This window comes from Azospirillum formosense (assembly GCF_013340925.1).
Taxonomy (GTDB): Bacteria; Pseudomonadota; Alphaproteobacteria; order Azospirillales; family Azospirillaceae; genus Azospirillum; species Azospirillum formosense.
Map to the genome: position 1 here is coordinate 1 of NZ_WHOR01000538.1, position 778 is coordinate 778.

The following is a 778-nucleotide window of genomic DNA, read 5'->3' on the forward strand; positions in this document are numbered from 1 at the left end:
GTGTCGATGACCAGCGAATGGAGGGCGGGGGCGGAGACGTTGCCGGGGGTGTCGGTGGCGGGGGCCGAGACGGTGTGGGCGCCGTGGGGGTTCAGGCTCAACGAGCCCTGCGTCGGCGTCGCCGTGGCGAGGTTGATGGACCAGTTCCCGCCGGTGGCGATGGCGGTGTAGGTGGCGCCGCCGATGGTGACGGTGACGGTGCTGCCCGCTTCCGCCGTGCCGGAGAGGGTCGGCGTCGTGCTGTTGCTCAGCGCCGCGCTGGTCACTGCCGGGGCGTTGGGCAGCGTGGTGTCGATGGTCAGCGACTGGGTGCCGGCCGAAGACGTGTTGCCCGCCGCGTCGGTGGCGGTCGCCGAGACCGTGTTGGGGCCGTTGGCGTTGAGGCTCGGCACGCCGGCGGTCGGCGTCTCCGTGGCGAGGTTGATCGACCAGTTTCCACCGGTGGCGGTGGTGGTGTAGGTCGCCCCGCCGACCGTGACCGTGACGGTGCTGCCGGCCTCCGCCGTGCCGGCGATCACCGGCGTGGTGGTGTTGCTCAGCGTGGTGGTCACCGCCGGTGCGTTCGGGGCGGTGGTGTCGATGGTCAGCGACTGCGTCCCCGGAGCCGAGACGTTGCCCGCCGCGTCGGCGGCGGTGGCCGAGACCGTGTTGGCGCCGTTGGCGTTCAGGCTCAACGAGCCCTGCGTCGGCGTCGCCGTGGCGAGGTCGATGGACCAGGTCCCGCCGGGGGCGATGGCGGGGTAGGGGGCGCCGCCCACCTGCACCGTCACCGTGCTGC

Annotated in this window: 1 protein-coding gene; it reads right to left on the reverse strand. The window is 73.1% G+C overall.

Annotated features, from left to right (window positions below; all coding sequences use genetic code 11):
- Positions 1–778: Ig-like domain-containing protein (locus GBZ26_RS29680; protein ID WP_247884965.1), on the reverse strand; the 778-nt coding region annotated here is incomplete at both ends.